Origin of the sequence: Asaia sp. W19 (assembly GCF_003994335.1) — a bacterium.
Lineage (GTDB): Bacteria > Pseudomonadota > Alphaproteobacteria > Acetobacterales > Acetobacteraceae > Asaia.
Genome location: NZ_PNQZ01000061.1, coordinates 181,373 through 207,018, shown reverse-complemented (window position 1 = coordinate 207,018; position 25,646 = coordinate 181,373). Strand labels below are relative to the sequence as shown.

23 protein-coding genes are annotated in these 25,646 nt (G+C 60.7%); 8 read left to right on the top strand and 15 right to left on the bottom strand.

The annotated features are described in order from the left end of the window. The first annotated feature begins 11 nt into the window (after positions 1-11). Positions 12-488: a Co2+/Mg2+ efflux protein ApaG gene (apaG, locus tag C0V97_RS12070; protein WP_127102831.1), complete on the top strand. Its 477-nt coding sequence runs from the start codon at positions 12-14 to the stop codon at positions 486-488. Here the strand turns inward: apaG and C0V97_RS18380 are convergent. Further along, positions 448-2,085 carry a ligand-binding sensor domain-containing diguanylate cyclase gene (locus C0V97_RS18380; protein ID WP_158625412.1) on the bottom strand — a complete coding sequence of 546 codons (1,638 nt, stop codon included), beginning with the start codon at positions 2,083-2,085 and terminating at the stop codon, positions 448-450. The genes apaG and C0V97_RS18380 overlap by 41 nt on opposite strands. Positions 2,086-3,522: 1,437 nt before the next feature. After that, the gene (locus C0V97_RS12060; RefSeq protein WP_127102829.1) at positions 3,523-3,738 is read right to left on the bottom strand and encodes a hypothetical protein; all 216 of its coding nucleotides are present in this window, start codon (positions 3,736-3,738) and stop codon (positions 3,523-3,525) included. A 494-nt stretch (positions 3,739-4,232) separates the two neighbouring features. Here C0V97_RS12060 and C0V97_RS12055 point away from each other — a divergent pair, with 494 nt between their 5' ends. Both C0V97_RS12055 and ispF read left to right on the top strand, forming a co-directional pair. After that, positions 4,233-5,636, top strand: a complete 1,404-nt coding sequence (locus C0V97_RS12055; RefSeq protein WP_127102828.1) for a sugar porter family MFS transporter — start codon at positions 4,233-4,235, stop codon at positions 5,634-5,636. A 106-nt stretch (positions 5,637-5,742) separates the two neighbouring features. Then, positions 5,743-6,906 carry a 2-C-methyl-D-erythritol 2,4-cyclodiphosphate synthase gene (ispF, locus tag C0V97_RS12050; protein ID WP_127102827.1) on the top strand — a complete coding sequence of 388 codons (1,164 nt, stop codon included), beginning with the start codon at positions 5,743-5,745 and terminating at the stop codon, positions 6,904-6,906. A gap of 154 nt (positions 6,907-7,060) precedes the next feature. Here ispF and C0V97_RS18375 read toward each other — a convergent pair whose 3' ends face one another. The 11 genes from C0V97_RS18375 to aat form a co-directional block, all read right to left on the bottom strand. Further along, positions 7,061-7,234 carry a hypothetical protein gene (locus C0V97_RS18375; RefSeq protein WP_158625411.1) on the bottom strand — a complete coding sequence of 58 codons (174 nt, stop codon included), beginning with the start codon at positions 7,232-7,234 and terminating at the stop codon, positions 7,061-7,063. 132 nt (positions 7,235-7,366) lie between these two features. Continuing rightward, entirely contained in the window at positions 7,367-8,098 is a 732-nt protein-coding gene (locus C0V97_RS12045; RefSeq protein WP_255424180.1) for an ATP12 family chaperone protein, read from the bottom strand. Then, complete coding sequence (locus tag C0V97_RS12040; RefSeq protein ID WP_127102825.1) at positions 8,095-10,668, bottom strand: AsmA family protein; 2,574 nt, start codon at positions 10,666-10,668, stop codon at positions 8,095-8,097. Before C0V97_RS12040 ends, C0V97_RS12045 begins: the two co-directional genes overlap by 4 nt. Then, positions 10,665-11,660 (bottom strand): RluA family pseudouridine synthase, encoded by a 996-nt coding sequence (locus tag C0V97_RS12035; protein ID WP_127102824.1) that lies wholly within the window; start codon positions 11,658-11,660, stop codon positions 10,665-10,667. The genes C0V97_RS12040 and C0V97_RS12035 overlap by 4 nt, the downstream gene beginning before the upstream one ends. Continuing rightward, entirely contained in the window at positions 11,657-13,066 is a 1,410-nt protein-coding gene (locus C0V97_RS12030) for a replication-associated recombination protein A (protein WP_127102823.1), read from the bottom strand. The genes C0V97_RS12035 and C0V97_RS12030 overlap by 4 nt, the downstream gene beginning before the upstream one ends. 72 nt (positions 13,067-13,138) lie before the next feature. After that, positions 13,139-16,420 (bottom strand): AsmA-like C-terminal region-containing protein, encoded by a 3,282-nt coding sequence (locus C0V97_RS12025; protein WP_127102822.1) that lies wholly within the window; start codon positions 16,418-16,420, stop codon positions 13,139-13,141. A gap of 14 nt (positions 16,421-16,434) precedes the next feature. Next, positions 16,435-16,896 (bottom strand): thioredoxin-dependent thiol peroxidase, encoded by a 462-nt coding sequence (gene bcp, locus C0V97_RS12020; RefSeq protein WP_127102821.1) that lies wholly within the window; start codon positions 16,894-16,896, stop codon positions 16,435-16,437. Between the two features lie 21 nt (positions 16,897-16,917). Beyond that, positions 16,918-17,283 (bottom strand): hypothetical protein, encoded by a 366-nt coding sequence (locus C0V97_RS12015; protein ID WP_127102820.1) that lies wholly within the window; start codon positions 17,281-17,283, stop codon positions 16,918-16,920. Between the two features lie 157 nt (positions 17,284-17,440). Then, positions 17,441-18,028, bottom strand: coding sequence for a hypothetical protein (locus tag C0V97_RS12010; RefSeq protein WP_127102819.1), 588 nt, complete (start codon positions 18,026-18,028; stop codon positions 17,441-17,443). Beyond that, positions 18,025-18,657 carry a hypothetical protein gene (locus tag C0V97_RS12005; RefSeq protein WP_127102818.1) on the bottom strand — a complete coding sequence of 211 codons (633 nt, stop codon included), beginning with the start codon at positions 18,655-18,657 and terminating at the stop codon, positions 18,025-18,027. Before C0V97_RS12005 ends, C0V97_RS12010 begins: the two co-directional genes overlap by 4 nt. 20 nt (positions 18,658-18,677) lie before the next feature. Further along, complete coding sequence (gene aat / locus C0V97_RS12000; RefSeq protein WP_127102817.1) at positions 18,678-19,340, bottom strand: leucyl/phenylalanyl-tRNA--protein transferase; 663 nt, start codon at positions 19,338-19,340, stop codon at positions 18,678-18,680. A gap of 122 nt (positions 19,341-19,462) precedes the next feature. Here aat and C0V97_RS18370 point away from each other — a divergent pair, with 122 nt between their 5' ends. After that, a complete protein-coding gene (locus C0V97_RS18370) occupies positions 19,463-19,627 on the top strand; it encodes a hypothetical protein (protein ID WP_158625409.1) in 165 nt (54 codons plus the stop codon). 208 nt (positions 19,628-19,835) lie between these two features. Here the strand turns inward: C0V97_RS18370 and C0V97_RS11995 are convergent, their stop codons facing one another. Then, entirely contained in the window at positions 19,836-20,672 is an 837-nt protein-coding gene (locus C0V97_RS11995; RefSeq protein ID WP_127102816.1) for an EcsC family protein, read from the bottom strand. Between the two features lie 198 nt (positions 20,673-20,870). Between C0V97_RS11995 and C0V97_RS11990 the strand changes: the two genes are divergently transcribed. The 4 genes from C0V97_RS11990 to C0V97_RS11975 all read left to right on the top strand — a co-directional run bounded on the left by C0V97_RS11990 (position 20,871) and on the right by C0V97_RS11975 (position 24,353). Beyond that, positions 20,871-21,368, top strand: a complete 498-nt coding sequence (locus C0V97_RS11990; RefSeq protein WP_127102815.1) for a hypothetical protein — start codon at positions 20,871-20,873, stop codon at positions 21,366-21,368. A 5-nt stretch (positions 21,369-21,373) separates the two neighbouring features. Continuing rightward, the gene (locus C0V97_RS11985; protein WP_127102814.1) at positions 21,374-22,756 is read left to right on the top strand and encodes an NAD-dependent succinate-semialdehyde dehydrogenase; all 1,383 of its coding nucleotides are present in this window, start codon (positions 21,374-21,376) and stop codon (positions 22,754-22,756) included. A gap of 185 nt (positions 22,757-22,941) precedes the next feature. Continuing rightward, entirely contained in the window at positions 22,942-23,553 is a 612-nt protein-coding gene (locus tag C0V97_RS11980; RefSeq protein ID WP_127102813.1) for a PadR family transcriptional regulator, read from the top strand. Continuing rightward, a complete protein-coding gene (locus tag C0V97_RS11975) occupies positions 23,550-24,353 on the top strand; it encodes a siderophore-interacting protein (RefSeq protein ID WP_233582127.1) in 804 nt (267 codons plus the stop codon). The genes C0V97_RS11980 and C0V97_RS11975 overlap by 4 nt, the downstream gene beginning before the upstream one ends. Positions 24,354-24,383: 30 nt before the next feature. On the opposite strand, the gene C0V97_RS11970 is transcribed toward C0V97_RS11975, so the two are convergent. Next, positions 24,384-25,580, bottom strand: a complete 1,197-nt coding sequence (locus tag C0V97_RS11970; RefSeq protein ID WP_127102812.1) for a phytanoyl-CoA dioxygenase family protein — start codon at positions 25,578-25,580, stop codon at positions 24,384-24,386. Between the last annotated feature and the right edge of the window lie 66 nt (positions 25,581-25,646).

Genomic DNA, 25,646 nt, shown 5'->3' with positions numbered 1-25,646 from the left:
ACAAGGCGGGCATGTCGTCCCAGAAACCCGCCCCACCCCGCCTTGTTGCTGACCCGGATGCAAGCTTCGCCGAGGCCATCGAAACCGCGCCGCGCTACGAGGCCACGACACGCGATATCACCGTTTCCGTGCGCAGCTTCTGGCTGGAGGACCAGTCCCAGCCAGAAGAACACAGCTATGCCTGGGCTTATCATGTCCGGATCGAGAATGGCGGAGACGAGACGGTCCAGCTCCTGAGCCGGTCGTGGGAAATCACGGATGGGCGCGGCAAGACGGATCATATCCATGGTGATGGCGTGGTCGGCGAGCAGCCCATTCTCGTTGCCAGCGAGATCTTCGAATACACCTCAGGGGCGGCACTTCCCACACCATGCGGCTTCATGCGCGGTGTTTACCACATGATCGTACCCGCGACATCGGAGCGCTTCGAGGTCGTCATTCCACCGTTCAGTCTGGATAGCCCTCATCGTCTAGGTCTCGTTCACTGACGACGATACGTCCGCGCCCTGCAATCTTGGCTTTGTAAAGGGCCTGATCCGCGCGCTCGAGTGCATCGGACCAAGCTTCCTCAGGGCTCATTCTGGCGATGCCAGCGCTGCACCCGACGCTCAAGGTGCCTATCTTGGTTTCGAATGGGACGTCACTCAGAGTGCCCAGCAAGGTGGCGATACGCGCTCTGGCGGCCGCGAAGTCTCCCTGTATGACAATCAGGAACTCCTCTCCGCCATAACGGCCGATGATCTCCTCCTGATGCTTCGCGCGCAGTAGGCGCGCCCCGATACCCGCGAGAATCTCGTCACCAATCACGTGACCGAAAGTGTCGTTGATCGATTTGAAATGATCAACGTCCAACAGTGCCAGGGTCGCAAAACGTGTGCTCGACCTGACATCGAGACGAGACAGTCGCTCTAGAAGACGCGACACGCTCGCCTCAGCGGTACGACGATTCATGAGGCGCGTGAGGCCATCCTGACGCGCCTGCTGCTCGAGCGCGTGCTGGGCCGCACGCATCTCGATCGTACGTTCATCGACCAGAGCCTCAAGCCGATGCTGACGCTTGAGGAGATAACGAAAACGCAGATGGGTAAAAGCATAAGGCAGCGCTACCACACTCAAGGTGTAGAGCATGATCAGCGGCCACGTGGTCCACCAGGGCCGCTGCATACGGATTTCGAGTGTGATCGGGGGGGAGATCAGATTACGGTTATCGTTCAATGCCTGGACAACGAGGCGCGAATGTCCCGGAGGCACGAAATTATAGCGAATCTCGCCCGTAGTGGTCGTGATCCAGTTCTGATCGACACCTTCCAGCCTGTAACGAAAATAGGTTGTATTCGCGAGGGCAGTATTGAGCGTACCCAGAGTGACCACGAGCGGATCGCGGCTAAACGGAACCGCCTTCTCTGGCAGAAGATGGTCGCCAAGCGCCACGCGTATGAAGACAGGATCGAGCGTCTGTCGCTCGAACAGGCGTTCAGGATGCAATAGATGCGAAACGCCTCGGCTCGTTGCGACCCAGATTGAGCCGTCCTCATCCTCGGAGAGGCCCTGCTGATTGATATTGGAAGAGAGCAGCCCGTCATCACGGGTCATCCTGATCCATTCGAGCCCGTTATAAACCGCGAGCCCGTTTTCAGTCCCGACCCACAGGCGGTGCCGCTTATCCCAGAGCAGGCTGAAAATGAGCTCGGAACCAACGCGATCTGCCCCGATCTGCTCAATTCGGCTGATCCGGTTTCCGTCCAGTACCAGATGCATCAGCCCGTTCTTGGCCCGAATGCCGCCAATCCAGAGATCATCCCTGGAGCTGAAGGTCATGGCCATCGGAATGAAGTCTTTTGCATTCGGCCACTCGGTCAGCACCGACACCCACGCCCCGTCGGCGTCACGCCGATAGAGAGAGGTACCGATCACGGCCCATGGCGTATCGTCAGCACGCAAGGCAAGCGTGCGCGCCATTTGCGAGACAGTCTTTCCGTCACGTCCGTGAATGGGCTTTGGCTGGGCCTGCACAGCCTCTCCCAGCGAGTAGATCCCGGCATCGGACGCAATCCATAAGAGATGAGAGCGACGGGAGAGAGCCAACGCAACAACACGGTCCAGCGCGATCTGCCGATCGCAGTGTGAGGACGTCCGCTCCACCTCGCAATGCAGCAAGAATTGATCATCGACAGGGGCCCAGAAAGAATGTCCTGAGTCTTTTAAGGCGAAATAGTAGTTACCGTCTCTCAGAGCGCTTCCGATAACGTGCTTATCGACTGGATACATGCCTTGGCCGGAGAACAGCAATTGATATCCGCTGAACGGTAAGACCGACCAGACATAGCGTATGTGCTGAGGCTCAAGATTTTCTAGATCCCCCCAGCCGACAAGCTTGTCGAGTTCTACAAGATCCTGCGCGGTCCAAACCTGCCGGTTCCGGTCGATAAAGGCGAATAGGATATCCTGCTCTCGGCTCAAGTCGTGGTTGAGATAGCTCCAAAAAGCCCCATTGAACGAACGTAGACTGTCGCCGTCGAAAAAGATCTTTGTATCACCCCAGCCCTCTGCGAAGGTGGCACGGGCCCCACCCAGGGGAAACTCAATCGGCCAATTCAAAGGAGTCGCGCTGAACCGTCCGACATCATTAAGTGAAATGAGCGTCTTCCCATCAGTGAAGTACGGCACTTGATCGGATGGACCGGGGGACGGCTGAGGATGCTGCATTCCAAATGGTGCGCGAAAGATAATCCGACCCGAGAGATCCCTAAGACTCGCCTCGCCGTGCAAAGCGACATAGGTCCGGTAACCGTTTTGATAGACATTCTCTCTTCTGTGGGCGAAAAGCGGCGTGGGATTACAGCCGAGATTGTATCGCGGATTCAAAACACATGAATGTAACCCCGAACTATCCAGAACAAATATATCCTCATTATCGACAAATATATTCCTGATCTGTTGCAGCCCCTTTACGAACAAATGCTGAAATACCAACACATTGGGCGAGATACGGGCGCTTGTGGCAGAGATCGAAAGGTAGATATTCTGCCCCTGTATCACCAGCACTCGCCCGTCCGGCATAGGCCGCACGATCGCGACTAAACTCGCGGCACCGGCAAAATTGAGTGCTCTTATTGGATAAAATCGTTTGCCAGAATAAAAATACGTTGATCTACGAGTCGATACGTAAAGATACCCGAGCCGATCCTGAGACATGCGGAATATGTAGGAGCTATCGATCCCATCTTCCTGCGAAAATCGCCGCATTTGTAAAGACAGATCGTCTGCGTGCCCAATCCCTGAGGTCGTTATAACCCCCAGAATTACGGCGATAAGACGCCCAATCGTGAGCGGGAGTGCCAACACGGCGCCATACAGGCGTCTTAGATCGAAAAAGGTGGCCACTACCCTCTCCGCGGTGGCACCTTTTTTTTCAACTTTTGTTAACACCAATATAATTGCACGATCCCCGAGCCAAAGACGCTAACCGCCTTTGCACATCCTAGGATGATTTCCCCGTTTGGTCGTTAAAAACACGCAAGTTCAGCCAAAGTGGGCAACGCAATTGCCATAAGTGCCACAGGGGTCAACGGTCTGACCCTTGTCGGGGCGGGGGCCGGTGAGCGAGATCGTTGGCTGAGCGGCGCGAACCTGATGCGCGGGGCCAGCTGAGGCCTGTGTGATCGTGCCAGCGGCATTCACCGCGCCGATGAGAACAAAAGCGGAAAGAGCGCGAGCGGCAAAAGCGGAAATGGTCATTGGGGTGTTCCATTCAATATTGCGAGCGTGAGTGCTTGCCCAATGAATGAAACAATCAAACGACGCTGTCTTGCGCCGTTATCGAATGTTATTGTGGCAGAGTCATAATCTATACAAATGTTCTATAGTACATAAATAAATATTCTATTCTCTGTTATCGTAAAATTAACATTTAACTTAGAATCATACAGCCACGACCGTATCGGTTCTCCCATCATCTGATCAATATTGATTCAAAAGGTTGTTTTTTTATGATAAATTAACTGTTTACTGAGGCAAATCGACCCCGGTTTCGCCAGCCTCCCTGAGCGAATCAGACCGATCTAACAGAAAGACGGACGCAGCATGACCCACATAATGAGCTAACGCGAATTTGGTTTGAAATAACGTGATAGATGCGCGAAGATAACACGCGTTCTGGGATTTCTTGTGTGACGCAGACGGTTCTTCACAAGCAACCTCGCCCGGACATTCTCGACTAGGGTCTTCTCATTATGAGTAACGTTTCCACTTCCGCGCCAGCGCAGACAAAGCTTCCGCTGGTAGGAAAAATGATGTTGGCAGCCATCCTCGCTGCCGTTGCCGGCCTGATGTTCGGCCTTGATATCGGCGTGATCTCCGGTGCGCTCGGATTCATTGCCAAGGAATTCCAGGCGAGCGATACGGCCCAGGAATGGATCGTCTCCTCCATGATGTTCGGAGCCGCTCTCGGCGCGCTCGTTGCTGGCCGTCTTTCCTACGGACTCGGCCGCAAGAAAGCCCTGGTGCTCAGCGCCGCCCTGTTCATGCTCGGCGCCATTTGCTGCGTTCTCGCCCATTCGGTCAGCCTTCTGATCGTGGCGCGCGCCATCCTCGGCCTCGCCATCGGCATCGCGAGCTTTGTTGCACCGCTCTATATTTCGGAAGTCGCTGACGAACAGCATCGTGGCAGCCTCATCTCAGTGTATCAGCTGATGATCACGATCGGGATCTTGCTGGCCTTCATTTCCGATGCCCTGTTTGCTTATGCAGGGGCCTGGCGCTGGATGCTCGGGATCGTCGCTGTTCCAGGCGCAATCTTCCTTGTCGGTTCGCTCTTCCTTCCTGACAGCCCGCGCTGGCTCATGCTGCGCGGACGTCATGATGACGCCCTTGAAACCCTGTCGACACTGCGCGCCACGCGCGAGGAAGCAGAGAGCGAGATTCGTGACATTCAGGCGAGCTTAAGAGAGAAGCAGCGCGGCTTTTCGCTATTCCTCGAGAATCCGAATTTCCGCCGCTCGGTGATGCTGGGTATCGGCCTGCAGATCGTTCAGCAGCTCACCGGCATCAATATCGTGATGTATTACGCGCCGCGTATTTTCGAAGTCGCCGGGTTTGGCCAGGACGGTCAGATGTGGGGCACCGCAATCGTGGGTCTCGTCAACATGCTGGCCACATTCATCGCCATTGGTTTTGTCGATCGCTGGGGCCGTCGCCCAATGCTTGTCGCGGGCTTTGCCATTATGGCGGTTGGCATGGGCGCTTTGGCGGTTCTTCTGTCCTTCGGGCAGGATTCCAGCACCATGATGCATTACCTTGCCGTGGCGGTGCTACTGCTCTTCATAACCGGCTTCGCCTTCTCGGCAGGTCCGCTCATCTGGGTCCTGTGCGCCGAAGTTCAGCCGCTCCAGGGACGTGATTTCGGCATTGCCTGCTCGACCTTCACCAACTGGATTGCCAATATGGCGGTGGGCGCGACCTTCCTGACGCTTCTTGGCACCCTCGGTGCGTCACACACCTTCTGGCTCTACGCTGCGCTGAATGCGGTCTTCATCCTGGTGACCCTGGCTTTCGTACCCGAGACGCGCGGGGTCACGCTCGAATCCCTCGAGCGCAAGCTCAATCTCGGAACGCGACTTCGCGATATCGGTCGCTGAGGCGCCCCTTCCCTGACGGGAAACGGAGACAAGGCCCTGCGGGAAACTGCAGGGCCTTTTTTCTTGTCTTGACGTTCATCCGACAAATCCGCATTCCCTGAGCATCATGCGTATTGCTGCCATCCTCCTCGCCGCCGGTTCCGGTCGCCGCTTCGCTGATGCCAGCGCTGCGCCCGCCTCTGGTCTCGCTGCCCTGCCGAAGCAGTACATGCTTCTCGGTGGCAAAACTGTCATTCGTCATGCGGCCGAAGCCCTGCGTGACCATGTCACCCTCATTCAACCTGTCGGTCACGACCCTCTGCTGTTGCAGGCGCTAGACGGCATAGAGACACTTCCTCCCGTAGCGGGCGGCCGTGAGCGTCAGGACAGCGTGCGTGCCGGGCTCGAAGCTCTGGCTGCTCTGCCCGAGCCGCCTGATCTCGTGCTGGTCCATGATGGTGCACGCCCCTACGTGCCTGCTGACGTCATACGCAATGTACTCAAGGCTCTTGATACCACGCCAGGCGCCATCCCGGCTGTGGCGGTAGCGGACACACTCAAGCGTGGACGCGACGGTCTGGTCGATACCACAGTCTGTCGGGACTCCCTGTGGCGCGCGCAAACGCCGCAAGGGTTCCATTTCCCGCTCCTTCTCGATCTGCATCGCACCCATAAGGGCCCGGTTACGGACGATGCGGCGCTGCTGGAAGCCGCTGGCCACCCCGTGGCACTCGTCCAGGGCGCAGAAGACAACATCAAACTCACCCTACCGGAGGATCTCGTGCGCCTGGAACGTCTGCTCGGCTCGACCCCACTCCCGCGCACCGGCCTGGGCTATGATGTGCATGCTTTCGAAACCGGACGTCCGCTAATCCTGTGCGGCATCACCATTCCCCATGACCGTGGCCTCGCAGGTCACTCCGATGCGGATGTAGGCATTCACACGCTTTGCGATGCGATCTATGGCGCTTTGGCCGAGGGGGATATCGGTCGCCACTTCCCCCCGACAGACAATGAGTGGAAGGACATGGATTCGGCACGCTTCCTCATCCATGCGGGTGAGCGCATCCGTCAGCGCGGAGGCATGCTGATCAACGCCGACGTGACCCTCATCTGTGAGCGCCCCAAGATCGGACCACACGCGCAGGCCATGCGTGAACGCCTTGCCTCGCTGCTCCAGGTCGACGTGGACCGTATTTCGGTCAAGGCAACCACCTCTGAGCGCCTTGGCTTTACGGGGCGCGAGGAAGGCATCGCGGCAACAGCCGTGGCAACCGTTCTGGTGCCCTGAGCCCGGCTCACGACCCACTAAAAAAAGCCCGGCCAAAAGCCGGGTTTTTTATTGGGCAACGCGGGTTATAGCGCGTGTTTCCAGAAAAGTAGTTTGCCCCCCCCTCGCACTTGGAGCGATACGCTCACACGTTCGAAGGCAATGACTGGCTTGTTCAGCCTTTAATCGCGCAGATCACGACAATCACCGGCGTGGCTGCGAGGACCAGCCAGACATTCTGTACACATTTCGCAACGAAATGCGCAGAACGGACCTTGAAGGGAGTGCGACGAGTGAGAATTTCAGCAACGATATTCTCATCCAGAACCTTCTGAATACGAGAGGACATGCCTGATCCTTACGCCAGTTGATCTGATTACCGAATCAGTACTAGATCGAATTCGATCCATTTTCCAGTAACCAATGGTCACCGAATGTGATGACCTTGCCAGACTGGATCTAGGCAGCAATCATGGCGAAATCATGCCCCATTTGGCGCCTTTTCTTGCGATAGCGCAAGAAAATGTAAGGCATGGTCGATGTCGATACCCGTACGCTCGATCTCCTGCAAAAGCGCATCATCCTCACCCCATTGAGCCATCTGGTGGCGCTCTTCCACGCTCGCCATATCGTTGGCCTCCTTGGCTTGCATCCATCCTTCTGCCAAGCCAATCGCCATAATCAGGCTCCCGGTGGCGGGTGCTCCTATGGCCGCGCAGGTAAGAGCTGAGTCGTCAAAACGCTCGAGAGCCCTGCGGCAGACTTCCTGCAATTCCGGCGCCACTGTGAGCGGTAGCAGACTACGGGTGACCTCAGGCATGATCCCGTGACGTGCGGCGAAACGCTGCAGCACCGGATCAAACAGCGCATCCTGCTCACGTCCCAGACTGCCGGTAGCTCTGTAACAGAGCAGATCGCTCTCTCCATACGCCATGAGCTGTCCGATGATCTGCGCGCGGTCAGGTGCTACGCGCTCGATCTGGGTGCCCGCCATCTGCGTCAATGGCAAGGAGGTTGTCTGGAAGGCCGATCCGGGGGGGATGCTGCGCCACTCCTCGGCAACAGCCTCGGCGAGCGCCAGCGTCCCGAGAATCAACCTGTTCCCGCCTGGAAGGCGAAAACTGCGCCCATCGAGGCAGACCTCATACCCCTGAGGAACATCGACGGGCACGACGCTGACCTCTTTCCAAAAACGTCTGATGGACTGGCTCAATGGAGGATCCCCAATCCATGCAGCAATTCGGAAGCCTGGGAGTGCTTCTTGGGCTCGGCTGCGGGTTCTCCTGCGACATTCTCACGCGCCTTGGTGAGCAGATCCGGGCAGTGATCAGGCTGGCTGCCCCCTATGGTGATCTCAAAGCGCCCACCTGCACTGGCCTCCTGATGGGCCTTGGGGGAATCGAGCGTGCCCGTCACGACCACTGGCGTCGAGGCTCCGGTTCCACCGAACCCGATGCGTGGCAGGAGATGAAGATCGAGCGTGCCGTCAGCGAGGCCATAGCTCCCCTGACCAGAGAGGCTCAACGCGCCTGCCTCCATCCCGATCGTGTCGAGCTGCGCCCGACCAGAGGCAAAAGCGGCGTGAAGACCGAGGCAGCGCACACCAAGATCTCCATGCGTCATGAGGGAGCGCGCCGCATCGCCGAGATATGGCCCGAGATGACTGGCCGCAATGGAACCTCCGACCATGGAGAGCCCGAGATGCCCGTCCAGGCTGGTCATGAGTGCCGCCTTTGTTTCCCCCTCGGCCTGCAACTGACCGACGAGCATCAGCGGTCCGCGAAACAGATCGGGCAGGCCGAGCAGGTTCTGCGCCAGCGTCGCCGGGAAAAGCAGCGGAGAGAGCGTCAGGCTGAGCCGCGCGGGCGTAACAGCCATATCGTAGCGCGCCTCACCGGAGAGGGTCATGCCATTCCCGCTCCCGTGGATTGACTGAATCGTAAGATGCCCCTCCCCGAGCAGGAGGGTTGCAGAAATCCCGGTATAATCGGCCTGATTGAAACGCAGTGTCTCCGCGCTGATCGCCAGATTGCCGCTGCCGCCGTGAAGGAAAGCGCGCCAATCGAATCCAGACAGTCCTGGAAGCTTGCCACTCCCTGAAGGCCCCGAAACCTGTGCCGCAGCACCAGAGGTCCCCTGCCCCGCGCCCAGTATCGGCAGGGGCAGGACCGTCGATTGTGCAGGTGCGGCAGTAGAGGATTGTGTAGCCGAGGGTCGGCCGGGGGATGCACTGTCAGTTCCAGCACCGGTCGCGGTCTTGTTCGACGTGACTTCTGCTGGCTTCCAGAGTGCGCCCAGCGAGTCGAGATCCAGATGCGCAAAATGCAGCGATCCCTGAAGGGCCGTCAACAGCGGTGCGGAAGCGGCCAGGGTGAGCTCACCAGTCATTTCGTGGCTCTGGAAAGCGAGAGCGTCGATCTTGAGCGTTCCCTCCCGGTCGCGGGTCAGCCCACCCTTTAGGGACAGGTCGTGTAGCGTGGCCTGATGAATCGTCAGACTGCGTGCCTCTCCCTGAAGTGCAAGCTGGGTCTCCGGCGCGCCAACTTGCCCAGTCACATGGGCCTTCAAACCGCTCGAAGCGGCGAGCGCCGTCGAGTCTCGCAGATCTGCAGAGACCGTGAGCGGGGTCTGTAGTCCCGTCTGCCACGCAGTACCTGCCTGGGCCAGCGTTCCGAAACTTCCTTGAAGGGCCAGCCCCGAGGCCGCGCCCTGCAAGGTCGCGCTGACAGTCAGAGCCGAAGACAAGGTATCGGCGTCAGCGTGGAGTGCGGACACTGAAACACCCTGCCACGGGGGCGCAGCGCCGAGATGGATATGAAGATGGTTGACCCCCAGACGGGACAGGGAAAATGCGGGTCCGGAATCCGCTTTCCCGGCGTCCGGCTTTTGCGGATCAGCGTCATAGAGGCCGATCTCGCCGCCTATTCCCTGCAAATCGGGCAGATTCGCGTTCGGAAACAGGGATTCAGCATCCTTGAGAGACGCCATCTCGCCGCGCAAAACACCGGAAAAACCCCGCAAATGGCGCGTATCAGTGATCTGTCCGTCGAAATTGAGCCAATCCTGCTGCTTGCCGTCCTTGCCCAGCGTCGCCCCAAGGCTCAGCGCCCAAGGCGGGTTGGCACCCTGAAGAAGGGTAAGCGGCCCGACATGGCCATTGATCCGGAAAGGCGTATCACCACGACGCCCATGGAGATCGAGATACGGCGCTGATGACGCCAGACCATCGAACTCGGCATGATCGACCACAATCGCCCCGCCATGATGGGCATATCGGTCATCCAGAGAAAACGCCATCTGATCGAGGCGCGCCGAACCAAGCTTTACCCCCCAATGGGCGGACGGATGAGACGTCCCGGCGGAACCGGCAGAGGCGGGAGCAGGCTCAGGCTTGAAATCCCAATTGGCCAGCCCGGCCTCGTTCCGATGAAGCCTGACCGCACCACGGAGCATGGTAAGGTTCTCGAGACGGATCTCCCGCCACAGAAGCGGCATGAGCGCGACAGAAGCCCGAATATCGCGGGCCTCGATCATAGGCTGCGACGTTCCTCCACCCTGTGCTGTAGGCAGATCGGAAAGTGTGACCTGATGCGCGCTGATGCTCGGCCAGGGAAGAATCCCGACCGAAAAGCGCGCCATCGTCAGATCACGGCCAGTCTGACGTTTGACCGCGGTGATGACGTCCTGCTTCAGGTTGGAGCGGTCGACTAGGATATGGGCCGAAACAGCCAGAACTGTCGCCAGCACCAGAATGACGATCAGCGCCGCAGTCAGTCGCTTCATTTCCTGCCTCCCTTGCCCCCGATACGCTCAGGTTTGGGCGTATCACCCGCCGTGAAACCGAGATCCTTGAACGTGTCGCGCATATGAGGCGGCAGGGGCGCCGCCACGCGCAGCCGGCCACCCGCGGGATGAGGGAAGTCGAGCGCACGCGCATGAAGATGCAGACGATCGGTGAACCCCTCCATATGCGCGGCCTTGCCGCCATATTTAGGGTCGCCCAGAATTGGTGTGCCAAGCGTCTCGCAATGAACGCGCAGCTGATGCGTGCGCCCGGTCAGCGGCTTCAGCGCCAGCCAGGACAGGCGCTTGCCCGCAGCATCGACCACTTCATAATCGGTCTTTGCCACCACGGCGTCCTCATCGTCACGTGTGGCGGCGATCATGAGCGCGCCATTACCGGCACCGAGTTTGGCCAGAGGCTGATCGATGACGCCGGTTCCCGGCATGGGACGCCCGACAACAATGGCCCAATAGGTCTTTTCGACATCGCGCCCGCGGAACGCGGCCGCCAGCTTGGCCGCAACGCCGGGGGTACGCGCCAGAAGCAGAAGCCCGGACGTATCGCGGTCGATACGGTGCACGAGGCGCGGCCGGTCGGATAAATCGCCACGCAAACCGTCCAGCATCATGTCGATATGCTTGGTAATGCCCGGGCCACCCTGCGTGGGCAGGCCCGAGGGCTTGTCGAGTACGATCACATGATCGTCGCGATAGACCACCATGCGCTCGATCTCGCGGGCCAGCTGCGGGTCCAGCGGCGCAGGGCGATCGGGTTGGGCGGCCATGGGCGCGGGCAGAGGCGGAATACGCAGGCTCTGCCCGGGAGCCAGACGGCTCGCCCCGGTCACGCGCTTGCCATCAAGGCGCACCTGCCCCGTACGGCACAGCTTTTGCAGCGCCCCTTGGGTGAGGTCGGGATAATGGCGGCGAAACCAGCGGTCGAGGCGCATATCGGCCTCATCTTCACTGACAATACGGGTCGTTACACTCATGGGCGACGGCTTGCCCGTATTGCGGCCTGCCTGTCCAGATTTTTTCTGATCTCGCTTTCCCTGCCCCGGTCTGTGGGCTGATAAAGGGCGACGCGGTCCATTTCATCCGGGAAGTAATTCTGACCCGAGAACCCGTCTGCCGTGTCGTGGTCGTATTCGTAGCCCTTGCCGTAGCCGATATCCTTCATGAGGCGGGTGGGCGCATTGCGTATGTGATGGGGCGGTCCGAGGCTACCTGTTTCCCGAGCAAGTTTACGCGCCTGGTTATAGGCCCGATAAACAGCGTTCGATTTCGGCGCCGTCGCCAGATGAACGACAAGCTGCGCCAAAGCCAGTTCACCCTCGGGGCTCCCAAGTCGCTCATAGGTTTCCCAGGCGGCGATCGCGAGTGGAAGGGCAGAGGGATCGGCCATGCCCACATCCTCAGCCGCGAAACGGGTCAGACGACGCGCGATGTAACGCGGGTCCTCGCCCCCTTCGAGCATACGGGCAAACCAGTAAAGCCCGGCATCGGGATCGGATCCACGCAAGGATTTGTGCAGAGCCGAGATCAGATTGTAATGCTCTTCGCGGTCCTTGTCGTAAAGCGCCGCCCGGCGTGCGACGACCGAGGCCAACCCAGCCGTGTCGAGCTGCGTCTCCTGAGGAAGAGCCTGGATCTGCTCCACCAGATTGAGCAGATAGCGCCCGTCTCCATCGGCCATGGCCCGGAGCGCGGCCCGCGCCTCGATCGTAAGGGGAAGGGGATGACCGGAATCTGCTTCGGCCCTCTGCAAAAGCCTGTCGAGCCCCTCATCATCAAGACGGTTGAGCACCAGAACCTGGCAGCGTGACAACAGAGCGCCGTTCAGCGCGAAGGAAGGATTTTCCGTCGTGGCCCCGATCAGAATGACGGTTCCGCGCTCGACATAGGGCAGGAACCCATCCTGTTGTGCGCGATTGAAGCGATGGATCTCATCGACGAAGAGCAGCGTGCCGCGCCCGGTCTCCTGCTGGAACCGCGTCGCGCTCTCGAAGGCTTTCTTCAGATCCGCAACGCCGGAAAACACGGCAGAGATCTGCTCGAAACGCAGCTTCGCCTCGCGCGCAAGCAGGCGAGCGATCGTGGTCTTGCCGCACCCCGGCCCGCCCCAGAGGATGAGGCTTGGCAGCGTGTTGCGTTGCAACATCTGGCTCAACATCCCGCCCGTCCCGAGCAGATGATCCTGTCCCACCACCTCGGACAGGGATCTGGGGCGAAGCCTGTCTGCCAGGGGCTGGGTTTGTCTGAGCGACTCACTCGAAGCCGGCGCGGAATGCGCCGAGCTACGCGGCGAGACGGAGGCGGGCGAAGGCTTCGGTCCAGGAAAGGCACCGAACAGATCTGCATTTCCGTCTTCGCGCAAGGCATCTCTCCGCTGTTTCACGCCACGTCGAAGACGGGGCCTTTCGCCATGACCCTTGCAGGGCCGTTACACCGGCAAGTGCAGGCGGCGCACCTACTTTGCGAGCTGGCGCATCACCCCGGGCAATAGCATGGCAAAGGGGTTCACTGACAGATCAGGATCGCTTGCAGTTCCTGTCACGGTAAAAGTGGCGGCCAGTAGACCTCCCCCTTTCTCGGGGGAGAACAGCTTGCCCACATTGGGCAGACGCCCGGGTGCGGCGTTGATGCCGAACACGGGAACGACCGTGCCACGCAGATCGAGCGCCCCCTGATCAAGCCCGATCTTGCCCTCCAGCGTTGCCCCGAGTGCCGGATTGCCGAGATGCCCCTCATGAATTGTCATCACGTCATGCGCGACACGCACGGGCAGGTGGAGGTGCTGCACCTCAAAACGTTCACTGCTCGCCTGTGACCAGTTGAACACCGAAAGATGCGTTGCAGCCGTCAGGGCGGCGGGGGGCTGCCGAAAGCTGAATGGTGTTACGGATATGACCCCGTCAAAGGGCGGCACATGCCCTGTTCCGCCATCGGGTACGTGCCCGACGATCCGTGCCGTCCCGCCCTCGAGGCGGGACGTCATGCCCGTCTCCCTCAGAAGCGTCCCAAGATCATCGACCTTGAGGCGCAATTGACGCCCATCCGGGCTGGGGGTCAGCGCAAGCGACACGGCCGCGGGGCGTTTCGCCTCGAACAGCGCCTTGTCGAGGCGATCATTCCGGTGCTCCAGATGCGCAATGACGTCACCAAAGAACCCTTTGGGGCCATAAAAGAGGCGTTCGGTCGCGATATCGACGTTCCAGCGCATTTCAGGACGGTCGGGGGGACGCCCAGGCTTCGCGCTTGCTGTCAGACTGTCATCGCCATTCCCGGGCAAGGATGACTTGCCCGCAACGGCGGTGACGGGTGTTGTGATGCCGGCCTTTGCCTCGTCCCCGTGAATCAGGGGAGCCACATCCAGATCCTGCGCACGAATATGAACATTGACGGGGGCGCCGTCGGTCAACGGTAGCGCGATCACCGCATCCCCATTCGACCGACCGACAGAGAAATGATCGAGGACGAGGCTTTCCACCTTGCCCGAGGCGATGAGGCCACGGCCTTCCACGTGCAGATCCGGCCCCTCGGCGGCGATGCGATCAAGGGAGACGATGGCCCCATTGCGCAGGCCGATATGGGCCGAGGCCGTCGCAGCGACGCCGGCGCTCTTGCGCCATACGGGGATATCGAGCCCCGCTTTCTCCAGATCGAGCGACAGGACGACATCTGCACGCCCATCAAAACCCGCACTGTATTCGGTCACCATTTCCGCGGTCCCGCGAAACAGCGATTCATTGCCGATATGCGAGCGCTTCAAAGCCGCTTCGTCAAAGATCGAAACGGCGCGAATCTTCTCCCGCAGACCGCCTTCACGGCTCTGGAACCGCTCTGAGAGGGTCGCGGTGGTGGGCACACCATCGAGCTCACCCTGACCGTTCAGGCTCATGCCGTGTTCCGTCGCCTCAAGGCGTCCACGCGCACCCGTCAGGGCGCGGCCGAGCACGACATTATCGAGGGACACGTCACGAAAGCGCGCCTCGGCAGTGACATGCATCTGGTCGTTTTCCACATGCGAGGTCAGGGGCAAGGTCAGCCGCCCCGTCACGAGTACCGCCCCGGCGGGATGGGTGAAAGGCAGGGGATGACGCGACAGCAGATGCAACCGGGGATGGGCCAGCAAGCCCAGATGCGCAGCGAGATCGCCCGACAAGGCCAGATCGATCGTGCCGAACTGATCCTTGGCGAACAGATCGCTGATCAGCATGGACCCGCCATCGAGCTTGACCCGGGGGGCACCGCGCCTGTCAGCACTGGGTTGAACCCCTCCCAGAAAATCGATCCTGAGCACATCCGGAGCAGCAAAGCTGAAACGGGCGGAAACGTCCTGCGCAGGAGGAATCGGACGCAGCCAATGCACGGTTGCACCGGTGACATCCAGTGCAGCCTCGGTTCTGGTGGGCCTTATCCCGCCCCAGCCTGTCCTGCTCTGGAGATCGGCATCCAGGTGCAGCCCCGTTCCCCTTCCGCTCGTCAGATTGCGTGTGACCCAGCGCCGCGCGCCCTTCATCAGAATCTCGGGCCAGATGGACGCCAGATGCGCAGTATCCAGCGGTGTGGAAGAGGCAGTCACATGTGCGTCGATATGACCGGCGCGCTTGAAGGAATCGACAGAAAAATTGCCCCCTGCGATGAAGCGCGTCAGCCCACCCACATCATCGATCAGCGATACGGACGCCGAAGCCTGATCGACGGAAACCGCCTCGCCCTGAGAAATCACATGGGCGGTCAATGAGCCGCTCGAGATTTGAAGCGGCGCATCGAGTTTCTGTTCGATGCTGCCGCGTCCGAATGTGAGGGAGAGAGTGGCCTGGCGCAAAGGTCCCAGCGCGCTGATTCCGATGCCGTCTTCCGCGAGAACAGCATGGGTTTCGATCTGGACAGGAAGGTGCCACGCGCCGGCATGGGGAACGTATCCGGCAAGGCCTGCGGGGGTGAAGGGGCTGATCCCCAGATCCCAGGCCACAAGGCCGGGACCAGGCTGCCGTCCGGCCGCGTGAAAATCGATTGTAGGCGAGTCGCCAGGCCCAATTCTGCCGTTTACCGCGCCCACCCACCCCAGCATCGCTGCACCCGGCGCGCGGGTCAGAACGGCCTGGGCGAGGAATAAGGAGGCGCCCTCCGCACCTGAGGGTTCGGCTGGGAGACTGTGCGCCTCTTCGCTCTGCCGCAAGCGTCGCGAATCCCGCAGGCTGGTCGTGACATTCTGGATGTGAACATGGCTCAGGGCGCCTAGGGAAAAGACACCCGACTGGCGGTGGGTGTGACGCGCACCGGGCCAGTCCAGATCCACGCTTCCATCATCTTGTCGCCGCAGAACCACCTGACCATGGCGGATATCGGCGCGCAGAGGCTCGATCACACCATGAAGGAGAGGCGCAAGACGCACCACAAGATGTGCCCGCCCCAAGGCGAGCGTGGCGCTTCCGTCCTGCCTCAGCACCTTCAGATCACGCGCCTCGATAACGAGTTCCGGCGATGCGTGACGCAGACCTGGATGCCAACTCAGAAAAAGACGGGACCAAGCCAGCCGACCTGCGGGATGCTGCGGATCGGGACCGGGTTGAATGGTGATGGGGGAAAAACGCACGGCGAGCGCCGTCACCTCCATCGGACCGGAGGCAAGGCGCCAGAGGAGGCCTGCCCCACCCAAAAGGGCCACGGCAACCGGAACACCGGCAATGAGCGCCCCAAGACGGAGCGTCCGCCAGGGCGCACGATGAAAGAGGTCGTGCGTCACCAGAACTCTACGGGCTAGAGTTCTGAAGCGGCTTCAGTCACCAGCGCCACGTGTTCTGCGGGCTTGACCTTGCGCCACAAGGCCCGGATCACGCCATCCGCGTCGACGAGGAACGAACTGCGCTCCATCCCGAAATAGGTCTTGCCGTAATTCGTCTTTTCGACCCAGGTCCCGTAGAGATCCGCCAGTTCGTGATTCTCATCACTCGCCAGAACGAAATCCAGACCGTATTTCTTGGCGAAGCGCTCAAGCTTCTCTACCGGATCGGGGCTGATTCCGATCACCTTGAGACCCAGCCCGCCGAGGGTCTGCTTCTGATCACGCAGATCGCAGGCCTGGGTCGTGCAGCCCGGAGTATCGGCCTTGGGATAGAAATAAACGAGATAAGGCTGCCCCTTGAGGGCCTCGCTCTCGATGATCTGCCCCCCCGCAATGGGGAGGGAGAACGCGGGCGCCCTATCGCCAATAGCTACCATGATGAAAACCGAGCCTCGTGATCAGTAAGCAGGATATGCGGGATAGGACGGATAAACAGCAACCGGCGGCGGGTAAACCACGCGCGGCGGCGGCTGGTACACTACCGGCGGGGGCGGTGCATAGACAACGGGCGGCGGGGGCGGTGCGACATAGGGTCGGGCCATAGCACCAATCACGGCACCGCCGACCAGACCACCGACAAGACCGCCCACGAAGGCGCCTCCACCACCACGGTGCCAGCCGCGATCACCACGCCAGCCACCACCACCATGCCAGCCAGGGCCACCCCATCCGTGACCGTAAGGATGTGCCTGCGCCAGCGGAGCATTTCCCAGAAGGCCCGCCAGAGGCAGGGCCGCAAGGGCAAGTTTCAGAATACGACGCATGATGGAACCTCCAAATCAGGAGCGGAAAATGTGATACCGCCCCCGATACACCTCTTATAACCTCGATATGGTGTCGAATTTGGGACGGAACAGGACAGAAAACAGGCCGGATTGTAACATAAATGTTCAATCCGGCCCTCCCTGCCCATACGGTCGATCACTGGGAGAGTTTCAGCGCCTCGATTTCATGGAAGCCTTCGGGCTCTTTGAAGATTTCCGGCCCCTGGGGCGTCTCGACATAGGAGATCGCTCTGATCACGGGTTTGCCCTCATGGCTGGCGGACATCATCACGCCGTTATCGGTGTAGCAGAAATCCCCGTTCTGCCCGTCCGTATCGATCGAAACCCAATGGGTACAGGCCTGGCCCGCCACCTGGTCGCCCGCCCCTTTCGCCCAATGGCCTGTTGCCCGTGTACCGGGCGGCGAGAATTGCGCATCGGGAGCACCGGAAACGGTGAAGCTCTTCGTTCGGACATCTACCACCGACAGGCGATGGGCCCGGTAATCGGTCAGCATGATCAGTCCGGTCGTTTCCATGTCCAGACGCTGCTGCCAATGGGCGGCGTTCCAGCGCATGCGCTGGCTGTAGGACTGGCCGTCAGGTCCGACCGCCTGATAGGTAACATCGACATCCACGCGCGGCGTGACGTAGGGCGTATTGCCCCCTTCATCCGCAGAGGCGGTGGCGAAAGGAAGAACGGCCAGCAGGGAGGCCCCCATAAGGGCGATGACAGAGGGTCTCACGGCTTGGCGGAGCTCTGCGGGCCGGCGCCATGCGGGATAGGCATCTGGGCCGTGATCTGCTGGTAATCGGCAGGAGGCTGGAACAGCGTATCGGCCAGCGGGCCGTAGGTGACGCTTTGCGCCTCGAGCTTGCCATGCAGCCCGTCCGCATCGACGCCCTCCTCGCTCAGGATGACGCCATCCTGGGTGACGCAGGCCGTTGCCTTGCCGTGGGGTGATGTGATGGTCCATTTATCGCAGGCCATACCCGCAACAGAGCCCGTGCCGTCAGGCGCATATTGCATGGTCATGTCCAGCATGAACGGGTTCCGCAATCCGTGCTTGGGGGAGAAGCTCGTATAGACACGCTGCTTGTTCATGATGAGCGTCACGCGCTGGGCAGGACGGTCAAGGATGGTCGATCCGGCATGGTCGGGTGCGTCGATACGCAGCTTGTCGCCCTCTGCCTTGAATTGCACGATCGCCTGTACGGGCTTGGGCATCTTTTCGGGCTGTACGGAATAAACGACCGTTACGTCGCGCGCGGGCGACAATCTCGGGTGCTGCTGGGCAGAGGCCGCGCCGGCTCCAAGAACCATACCAGCGACCAGCGACAGCGCTGCAACGCCCTTTACTTGAACCATCGTCATAATATCCCCTCCAATACGCCTCAGCGGACGTTCAGACCGTCGCGAAGACGGATGATCTCCGGTCGCAGCCTGTCCAGCGAGACATCTTTTTCCCACGATGCCTCAATCCGGATAGCCTGGTCCAGCATCCCTCTATAGGCGTCATGTGCAACGGTAAGACAGCCGAATGTTTCCAGATGCGCGGTTGGAAACTGCGTGTCCAGCAGGGTGATTCCTGCCAGTCGCAGCGCGGCAACCAGATGGACCAAGGCAATTTTCGAGGCATCACGTTGCCGGGAAAACATGCTCTCCCCGAAGAACGCCCCGCCAATCCTGACCCCGTAGAGGCCGCCTACAAGCGCCCCGTCCTGCCAGACTTCCACGGAATGCGCGTGTCCCTGCTCGTGGAGCAGGACATAACGCGCCTGAATGCGCCCGCTGATCCAGGTTTCAATGCGCCCCGGAACCTCGGCACAAAGCTGCACCACCTCGTCGAAACAACGATCGCTCGTCACCTCCTGGCGCCCCTGCAGGAGGGTGCGGGCAAGACGACGCGACAGGTGGAAACGAGAGTCCAGAGGCAGGACACCCCGTTCGAGAGGGCGATGCCACGTGATCTCGGTCGCATGGCGGTCTTCCGCCATCGGAAAGACACCCTGACGATAAGCCTCGAGAAGCAAATCGGACGTCAGAGGATCACGCATCCCATACCCCTCTGGAACCACGGCCCGCGCACAGCTTTTGAGTGGTCGCAGCGCCCCCGGTCATGTTACGCGACCAGACCGCATTGGGGGCAGGAAGCCCCTCTCGGACAAGGACCGTCATCATGCCCCTCACCTTCGTCTATGTCATCGGTATCGCGCTATGCGCTTTGCTGAGCATCGTGGCGCCGCATTATCAGGTTCTCGCCTTCGTCATGACAGCCATTTTCTCGATCCAGATCATTCCCGTCGGGCTGCTGGAAGCTTTGCGCAGCCCGAAAAGCGAATAACAGGGCTCGCCCTGACAAGGCAGCGTTGAACCCCGGTCATGCCACACGGATCGCGAGACGTGGGCTCAAATCCTGACTGACCCGAGCTGGATGGCCGACGATTTGCGACTTTACAACCCTCCGCCCAATGTGACTGCGCCTCGGTCTCTTCCCGCGCCGGAGGAGATTGAGGCCAAGGTCTCAGGCCAGGGTGTCTCAGGCCAGGGTATCAGGCCTGAGCGTCGGCCGTGCCGGTCTGGCGCATATGGGCGGCGGTATCGCGCACAATAGGCCCGTGCTGGCGCTCCAGACGCCGTATGGTGAACTGCGCGCGCGCCAGAGCCCGATAATGCGAGAGGAACGCAGCGTTGAGCGAGGCCCCGCACAGGGCCCCCGCGACCGGTACCATCTGAAGCGCGAATTTGCGGGAGAGCCCGATTCCGTAATGCGAGGCCACCTCGGCGATCAGCAGCACGATCGGCTTGCCACGCATGAGCGCACGCGCCGAGAAGAAGCCAAGCTCGCTCTCTTCCGCATTGCCCCCCGCCATGAACCCTTTCAGGGCGAAGACTTCCAGGCAAGCGCGCCGCGTATCATCGCTGGAGAGATCTTCTCCCTCCTCGCGGGCTATGCGCGCGATCTCGCGCATGATCGTGAGCGTGGTGAAACCGATATCGGGCATGAGTCCGACAACCCCGCCGAATCCGCCGAGCGCGCCCGAAACGGCGACAGCAGCCTGAGCAGCAGGGTCGCGCCATTTTGGCGCCTTGGTCGTGTTCTCCTGTGCCATGCCCAGAATGGCGATATCGAAGGCACGGGCGATCGAAGCCTCGGCCAGGCCCTGCAATTTGGCCTGGATGGTCGGAGCCATCCCGAGTCCCTGCATGCCAAGGCGTGTTGCCTGCCCTACAGCGCCTCCCATGAGGTCGGCCAGCCTCACAAGAACGCCACGCCCATGCTCAACCTTGGCCAGGGCGGACTGAAGCTGCGCAAGGGACTCGCCATCGAGCGCGAGAGGAGCGATCTCGCCCATACCGGGGATCGTCGAGCCATTCGCTGGGGCCATGATATTCTGTTCTCCCTGAACGTTCGGCCTCGCTTCGAGGCCTGGGAAGGGTCTGTTCTGTCTGGCGCAACGCCTGACGACACCGGCAGTCACCAAATATTGTGCCCGTACCGGTTTTTTTACATCCTACAACGACATGACAGAACGAAACAGACGCAGCCCGGTTAGGATGACGGTGACCGCAGCAGGAGCATGACCATGCCCAAGACCCGTTTCACGTCCATCGCTACATCCCCTCCCTCGCGCGGCGTGCTCGCCCTGATTGGCACCACCCTTGCCAGTTGGGGAGCCCCGGCTTTCGCTGACCCGGCCGCCCAGATGCGCGCCATGGATCATCCTCTGACCCCTGTGGAGAAGGTCGCCCTCCCCGATGGAGGTGCGCCGCCCCCGCCCCATGGCTACACCGTGACCGAGGATTTCGACTCTTCCCTGCGTGGCTACTCATACACGGTGCGTACCCATCCGGCACTCGGTCTGCCCGCGCCGGAAGCCAGTCAGAGCACCGCGGCCCCCAGTGAGGCCCCGTCGCATTTTTCGTTCCTTGGATGGCCCGTGAAATTCAACGCACCCGTTCGGCCACCCTATGAAAACTCGGCCTACAGGAATTATGCCGGGTCCCCCGGGAACGGCCAGACCGATGTCGTTGCCCAATCCGATGCGGCCAATACCGCTTCATGGAATAACAACCAGAGGTAGTGATCATGACCAGCCCTCATCCTTATGGTGGCATTACGACTGTCAACCCGGCCAATGGCGAGACACTGGCCCATTATCCTTTCCTGAGCGAAGCCGCAGCCGAGGACGCACTGGCACGCCTCGATAAAGGCTTCGCGGCTTGGCGCGGCAAGACCCTCGGCGCGCGGCTTGACCTGCTGCACCGGTTCGCCACGCAGTTGCGTGAGCGCAAGGAGGAACTGGCACGTCTTGCCACGCAGGAAATGGGCAAGACACTCACCTCGGCCAGGGCAGAAATCGAGAAATGCGCCGCAGTCATCGACTGGTACGGCAAACACGCCCCCGCTCTGCTGCGTGACAAGCCGATGGCCGTGCCGACTGGGGAGGCTCATCTGAGTTACGATCCGACCGGCATTGTTCTGGCCGTTATGCCGTGGAATTTCCCCTACTGGCAGATTATGCGCGCCGCGGTGCCGATTTTGGTGGGTGGCAACGCCTTTCTCGTGAAACCAGCGGAATGTACGCTGGGCTGCGGGCTGATCCTGAACGAGATCGCGCGTGACTGCGACCTCGATGACGTCTTCATGAGCGCCAATCTGTCCCGTGAGCAGACAGCACAGATCATTGCCGATCCGCGCATCACTGGGGTGACGGTCACCGGAAGCGTGCGAGCCGGGCGCATCATCGCCGGGATTGCCGGGCATAACGGCAAGAAATCCTTGCTCGAACTCGGCGGCTCCGATCCGTTCATCGTGCTGGCCGATGCCGATCTCGACAAGGCAGTCGACTCGGCCATCACGGCACGCTTTGCGAATTGCGGTCAGGTTTGCATCGCGGCGAAGCGTATCATTCTCGAAGCCCCGATTGCCGAGGCCTTCACCGAGAGATTCATGGCCAGGGCACGTGCGCTGGCTCTCGAAGATCCTATGGAGGAACATGCCTTCATTGGGCCCATGGCCCGCAGCGATCTACGCGACGGACTGCATGAACAGGTCCGGCGCAGCCTGGCAGAGGGGGCGAAGCTCGCCTTGGGCGGCGAACCGATCAGCCGACCCGGCGCCTGGTATGCCCCGACGGTGCTGACAGGCGTAACGCCCCAGATGACCGCCTTCCGCGAAGAGCTCTTCGGTCCGGTTGCCTGTCTCATCACCGCGAGGGACGCCGATCACGCGGTCGCTCTGGCCAATGACAGCGCCTATGGGCTTGGTGCGAGCCTCTGGACGCAGGATGCGACTCGGGCCCAAAGCCTGGCACGTCGTATCGAGTCGGGCGGGGTGTTCATCAATCGCATTACCGCCTCGGACCCAGCCCTGCCCATTGGTGGCGTCAAGGCGAGCGGCTATGGCCGGGAGCTGACCGAGCTCGGGCTGCACGAGTTCATGAATATCAAGACCGTCTGGGCCGCCTGAGACCTTCTCCCCCTCCCTCACCCCGAGGGAGGGTCGCCTTTTCGGCCATAGGGTCCCGTAGCTTGACCGGAGTTCGAGCGCGATATCATTCGACCTCCCTTCGGACGATGCATCAGATCACGGCATAAAAATCTTGTGTTATATCTTACGATAGTACAGTCTTAAGATATAGCAGGAGATACATCATGTTCTTTCGTCATTCGCTTCGCCATGCCTTCAGCCGCCATGACGGCTTTGGTGCAGGGCATTCTTCCCGTTTTGGTGGTCGGTTCGGTCGCCATCGTGGTGGGGATATTCCGGGAGGGCGCAAACTCAGCGCTGAAGAGCTGCAACTGGTCATCATGGCGCTGCTGGAGGAAAGCCCGGCCCACGGGTACGAAATCATCCGCCGCCTCGAAGAGCGCTCGAATGGCTTCTACAAACCGAGCCCCGGCATGGTCTATCCGGCCCTGACCTATCTTGAGGAGATCGGCCAAGCGGATGTCACCCAGGAGGGTACGCGCAAGCTCTATGCGCTCACCGCCTCCGGCAAGGCGCAGCTGGACACTAATCGCGCTGAAGCCGAGCGTATCCTCGAGATTCTCGCGCGCATCGGGGCACGCATGAGCGAGGTGCGCGAAGCATTTGCAGGGCTGCACGACATCGATCCCGAGGCTGCCGACGGGCTGCACAAGGCCCGCCACATGCTGAAATCGGCGCTCTACCAGAAGCGCGGCAGCAGCCCTGCCGAAGCCCGCCGCGTGGCCGCCATCCTCATGCGCGCTGCCTCGGAAATCATGGGCAAGGCCGAATCATGACTCAGCCCCGCCATATCCCGACCAAAATCCGCCATGCCCTGCGCCTGCGCCTCATCACCGTAGCGCAGGTCATTCCTCTCAGCAGCTCGATGCAGCGCATCGTCTTCACCGGCGAAGATCTGAAGGACTTCATCACGGCTGGCCCCGATGATCACGTCAAACTCTTCTTTCCCCAACCCGGTGAGACCTATCCCATCCTGCCGGATTTCCGCCCCGAGGCCGGACGCGAAGCTCTGCGCGACACCAGGATCATCGCACGCGACTACACGCCCCGGCGCTTCGACCCCGAAGACGGCACGCTGATCATCGATTTCGTGCTGCATGAGGAAGGGCCCGCCACGCGCTGGGCCGCGGCGGCCAAACCGGGGCAGCAACTCGGCATGGGGGGCCCGAAGGCCTCGCACATCGCACCGGATAGCTGCACCCATCATCTGCTGATCGGTGACGATACTGCCCTACCCGCCATCGCCCGTGCGCTAGAAGGACTCCCCCCGGGCAAGCGTGCTGTCGTCCTGCTCGATACACGTGAAACAGAGCGCAGCTATCCGCTGGTGAGCCATGCCTGGACCGAAATCCATCGCTGCCAGCCCGATACCATCACAACCTTGCAGGATCTGCTGCGTCTTGTTGTCCTTCCCCCGGTGCGCGATCTTCATGTCTGGATTGCTGCGGAGATCGACACCGTGCGTACGCTTCGCGACTATCTGATCCATGAGGAGGCCGTGCCCCGCAGCCAGATACGCGCCGCCGGATATTGGCGCCGTGGCAGTGAGGCAGGCGGTGGACGCGTGGAGGAGTAGCCCGCTTCCGCAGCCTGTATCCCGACAGATTCAGGTCTGAGTGCATCGCACCCTTTCGCTCAGGGCGGCATCGAAGCGCGCCGGGTCCCATCCCTCCTCCAGAGCGACGCGAAACAGGGCCTGCTGGCTCTGGGGAGCGAGCCCGCCGATCGGTGGGTCACGATCCAGGTTGGTCGGGAAGGCATAGCCCTCAGCGCTCGCCGCAATGACCCGGTCGATGGCGCAGGCGGACAGGGCGTGCATGGCCTTCATTTTGCTGAGCACCGGGAAAAGGGTACGCGCCATGCGTGCCCGATCCATCGCCTCCATGGCGCGCCCAAAAGCCGAGGAAATCTGCAACAGATTGGCCATGCGCCGGATCGACCGTGACTGGTTCGACCCCGCTGCGTGAAACAAGGCGGGACTGAAGAATACCGCATCCCCTTTCTGCAGCGGCAATTGCAAATGGTTGGACGCAAACCACTCCCTGATTTCCGGACTTTGGGTAGCGAGATAACCGGGGCCGTATTTCTGGGTGAAAGGCCTGTAGAGCGTGGGCCCGCTCTCAACCGGCATATCGCAATGCGCGACAGCACCCTGCAGGGTCAGAAAAGGGGATAGGCCGTGTACATGAGCCGGATAACGGCTCACCTGCTCGGCCGATTGAAACCCCAGATGATAATCACGATGCACGATCTGGGCCTCGCCGCCGGGATTGACCACGTTCACCTGCGAGGTGATCTGATAAGCAGGGCCCAGCCAGGCCTCGCTGACAAGCGCAATCATGTCATTGGCATAATAGCGCGCGAAACCTTCAGGGTCGAAAAGGCAGAGTTTTTCGAGCGCATTCCAGATGCGGTCATTCGCGCCCGCCTTGGCGAAATGATCGCCGGATTCCTGGCCGTTGCGCTTCTGGTTGGCAATCAGCTTGTCGAACTGGACCGAGACATGATCCAGTGCCTCGCTGTCATCGAAGGCCTGTTTGAGCACCACGATCCCCGGCCCATCCTTCAGCACCTCGAGCCATTCGGCCATGATCATGCGGCGCCCATCCTCCAGCGCGGCGAGACGCCTCAGGGCCGTGCAATCGTAGATAGGCACCTGGCCGCCGCCGATATCGGCCGCCAGCGGGTAATCACGCAACGTCACACGCTGCTCGGTCAGGATCTTCAACTCTTCGAGTGTCGCGCATTCGGGTGAATACCAGTTCCGGCTCACTCGCAATACTGAGAGATTATCAGCTTTCACCTTCGCATCTCCGGTTTGTTCGTCGCTTTCGGCTCGCAGCGCCTCGCCCGAACTCTCTAACGCGAT